Origin of the sequence: Eudoraea sp., assembly GCF_049665975.1 — a bacterium.
Classification (GTDB): domain Bacteria; phylum Bacteroidota; class Bacteroidia; order Flavobacteriales; family Flavobacteriaceae; genus Eudoraea.
This window is the reverse complement of sequence record NZ_JBATGR010000138.1, coordinates 1-4,025: the sequence shown is the minus strand read 5'-3', so window position 1 is coordinate 4,025 and position 4,025 is coordinate 1. Positions and strand designations below refer to the sequence as shown.

The following is a 4,025-nucleotide window of genomic DNA, read 5'->3' as shown; positions in this document are numbered from 1 at the left end:
TGTAGCTATCTTAAATGAATATTCTTGGGCTAGGTTTACTATAGACGGACACACTGATAGTGTAGGAAGTGAAGCATTAAACCAAAAACTTTCTGAAGAAAGAGCCTATTCAGTTATGAATTACTTAATTGAAAATGGGGTTGCTTCCAGCAGATTAGAAGCTACTGGTTATGGTGAAGACAGACCATTAGCAGACAACGGTACCGCTTCCGGAAGGAAAACGAATCGTAGAGTTGAAATTAATTTGATAAAACAATAAATAGGGTTTAGAAACCTAATATATTAGAAAAAAGCTCCGCAAGTGCGGGGCTTTTTTTATTTTTAAATATGCAAAGTTTTTTAAATCAGATTGCAGAAGAATTATGGGAAAAGAATGATTCTTTTGATAATCTTATTTTTATTCTTCCCGGTAAACGTGCAGGAACCTTTCTTAAAAACAGTATCTCCAAAATTGTTGGTAAAACCATTTTTGCTCCTGAAATCCATAGCATTGAATCCTTTGTTGAAATGATTTCGGGTCTTTCCTATGCAACCAATACACAACAATTATTTGAACTATATAATGCCTATTTAAATACGGGCAATGACGAAAAGGAAAGTTTTTATTCTTTTTCCAAATGGGGTCAAATTCTATTACAGGATTTCAACGAAATTGACAGGTATCTGGTACCGACCGATAAGCTTTTTTCATACCTATCAGTTGTACAGGAAATGAACCAATGGCATTTGAAACCCAATAAAACACAATTAATAGAAGATTATCTAAGCTTTTGGAATAATCTTGAAGAATTACACGCTGACTTCAGTAAAAATCTTTTAGAAAACGGATTGGGCCATCAGGGATTGGTTTATAAGGAAACATGTAATAATTTATCTGATTACATTAATGACACCAAAAATAAAAAGCACATTTTTGTTGGATTTAATGCTTTAAACAAAGCTGAGACTTATATTATTAAGGAATTTTTAAAAGAAGGTAAAGCTGACATTTTTTGGGATATAGACACCTGCTTTCTGAAAGATAAAATTCATGATGCGGGGTTTTTTATTCGACAATACCAAAAGGAATGGAGCTATTTTAAAGACCATCCCTTAAAAGGATTAAGTGAGTATTATGGCACAACAAAAAATATCCAAATTACCGGCGTCCCTAAAAAAGTATCCCAGGCAAAGTACGTTGGGAATTTGATTTCAAATCTCAATAAAAAGGATCCGAAACAAATTAGGAGTACTGCCGTTATATTGGGAGATGAAACGCTGCTCAATCCTATATTAAACTCTATTCCGGCTGAAATAAATAGGGTAAATATCACCATGGGGTATCCCTTAGATAAAACTCCCATTGCTGGTATGTTTACACGGCTCTTCGATCTTTATATTCAATTAGATTCACGCGGTTGGTTTTATAAGAACTTGGTCTCTTTTTTGGTTCATCCATATGTTCAGAAAATACTTACCAAAGATCATCTTAATACAATTGCGCGAATAAAAACAGAAATTAACAAGCGTAATTGGATCTATATAACCCCTTCAAAATTGGAATCTTTGTTTCCTGACTCTAATGAAGGGTTAACGCTGCTGTTTTCAGATGAAAATGTGGACCCTTCAGTTTTTCTCAATAAGGTTATTGGAATTATTGAGCTACTAAAGGTTAAATTTCAATTACTCGAAAACAATTTAGAACTAGAGTATTTATATAAGTTTTATACCCTGTTTAATGAGTTAAAATTGCTTTCTGCAAAATATCCCTTTTTAAAAGATCTAAGGGCTTTACAAAGTATATTCAAGGAACTTTTATCCACTGAGAAGGTAAACTTTAGAGGCGAACCTCTTGAAGGGTTACAAATCATGGGGATGTTGGAAAGTAGAAACCTCGATTTCGAAACAGTCATAATTACATCTGTAAATGAAGGTATCCTCCCGGCAGGAAAGACCAATAACTCATTTATTCCTTTCGATATAAAAAGAGAATTTGGTTTGCCAGTTTACAAAGAGAAAGATGCAGTCTATACATATCATTTTTACAGGTTATTACAACGAGCTAAGAACATCTATCTAATCTATAACACTGAAGCCGATGTCATTGAGGGAGGTGAAAAAAGCAGGTTTATTTCACAATTACTTACAGATGAAAATCACTTGGAAAATATAGTAACGAAAATTGCGGTTCCCAGGATAAACTCAATAGTTAATTCTCCCGTTTCTATTCAAAAGGATAGGGATATAACGAATAAAATAAGTGCCGTCTTAAAAAAAGGTCTTTCTCCCTCTTCGCTCACAAACTATATTAAAAATCCTATTAATTTTTACAAACAAAAGATTTTAAAATTGGAAGAAGCTCTTGAAGTAGAAGAAACCATTGCTTCAAACACTTTTGGGACAATTTTACATAAGGCAATGGAAATTCTGTATGATCCATTTCTGGGTTCTTTTCTGACTGAAGGAGGATTATTAGAACAAAAACAAAAAATAAGAGCTGTTGTTGAAAATGAACTTTTGAAAATTTATACAGCAGAAGATATTTCAAGAGGTAAAAATCTCATTGCCTTCAATGTCATTATGGCTTATATAAATAGCTTCATTTTAAAGGAAATTCAAGACATTAAACATCATAACATAAAAATATTAGCATTGGAAAATGAACTTTCAGTCAGAATCGATGTTCCGGGGATAGACACTCCTGTTACGTTAAAAGGGACATTAGACAGAGTTGATGAAAAAGATGGTATGCTTAGGATACTTGATTATAAGACCGGCAGTGTTCTCAAATCTAATGTTGAAGTAGTTTTATGGGATGAAATCATTGAAAATTACGATCGTAGCAAAGCATTTCAGTTGCTTTGTTATTCGTTCATGTATCAAATTATTAATCCCATTGAAAAAATGAATGCCGGAATTATTTCCTTTAAGAATTTGGGTTCCGGGCCATTCTATTTTTCAACAAAAAATAGCAGGAATACCTCAAATAAGGATTTAAATATTACTAAAGAAACCCTTGACCTATTTAGGGAACAATTAATTAAATTAATTCAGGAAATTGCAAATCCGGACGTCCCATTTATGGCTAAAGAAGACTAATCACTATTTTTTATCTGGCCTGCTGGGTCTCACTTCGATCTTACTGGGAAGCGTTCTCGGATGCATTTTTAGCAGATCAATCACCAGCTCTCCTATATCCTCCGGTTGTATTTTCCAGGCATCTTTTTGGGTAGGTTCGTTATTATTGAAATGTGTAGCTACAGAACCGGGCATTATAGTAGATACTTTAATATCATATTTACGGAGATCCAACATCGCCGCCTGGGTAAAACCAACAACACCAAACTTTGTGGCATTGTAACCCGCCGCTGTCGGGAAAAAATTAGTCCCTGCCAAACTGGCAAGAGTTATATAGTATCCTTTTGAGTCCTTTAGAGCCTCTACGGAAGCCTTTAAAGTATGAAATACTCCGTTAAGGTTGGTGTCAATCATTTGATGCCAGTCGTTTTCGGATAATTCATCAACCGGAGCAAAATATCCAAGTCCGGCGTTAGCCAGAACCACATCAAGTTTTCCCCATTTTTGAATAATTTGGGCTACAGCCTTATGTTCATTATCAAGATTTGTAACATCACTCACAAGAGCCATTACATTTGGTCCAGAACCTAAGTGCTGTACAGCTGCATCCAGGCTTGATTTGTTTCTGCCGCTTATTGCAACCTTACACCCCGCGTCCATTAATTTCCTCGCTACTCCTAGTCCAATCCCTTTTGAACCGCCCGTGATATAGGCAACTTTACCTGCTAAATCCATCATATCAATTAATATTTTTGTCGTTAATTTTCTTTGATTTCTTTAATATTAATAAAGCCCGATATACTAAATCAAAAAACCCTCTTACAGTAGTTGAAGGAGGGTTTTTGTGGAGAATACCGGAGTCGAACCGGTGACCTCTTGCATGCCATGCAAGCGCTCTAGCCAGCTGAGCTAATCCCCCGTATTTAAGGAAGGTCAAAGGAACTACTTTTTGAATAAGTTTCAAAATT

General features: G+C 34.9%; 3 protein-coding genes and 1 tRNA gene. 2 read left to right on the top strand and 2 right to left on the bottom strand.

Annotated features, from left to right (window positions below; all coding sequences use genetic code 11):
- On the top strand, positions 1–259 hold a 259-nt coding region (locus tag WBN20_RS05350), incomplete at its 5' end, for an OmpA family protein (RefSeq protein WP_424280976.1).
- Positions 260–327: 68 nt separating this feature from the next.
- The gene (locus WBN20_RS05345; protein WP_424280975.1) at positions 328–3,078 is read left to right on the top strand and encodes a PD-(D/E)XK nuclease family protein; all 2,751 of its coding nucleotides are present in this window, start codon (positions 328–330) and stop codon (positions 3,076–3,078) included.
- A 3-nt stretch (positions 3,079–3,081) separates the two neighbouring features.
- On the opposite strand, the gene WBN20_RS05340 is transcribed toward WBN20_RS05345, so the two are convergent.
- On the bottom strand, positions 3,082–3,795 hold the full coding sequence (locus WBN20_RS05340; protein WP_424274754.1) for an SDR family oxidoreductase: 714 nt from the start codon (positions 3,793–3,795) through the stop codon (positions 3,082–3,084).
- 107 nt (positions 3,796–3,902) lie between these two features.
- A tRNA-Ala gene (locus tag WBN20_RS05335) sits at positions 3,903–3,976 on the bottom strand.
- Positions 3,977–4,025: the final 49 nt, after the last annotated feature.

Excerpts from the sequence above, each read along its gene's own strand:
- WBN20_RS05345 (WP_424280975.1), top strand. The coding sequence starts at position 328 with ATGCAAAGTTTTTTAAATCAGATTGCAGAAGAATTATGGGAAAAGAAT.
- WBN20_RS05340 (WP_424274754.1), bottom strand. The coding sequence starts at position 3,795 with ATGATGGATTTAGCAGGTAAAGTTGCCTATATCACGGGCGGTTCAAAA.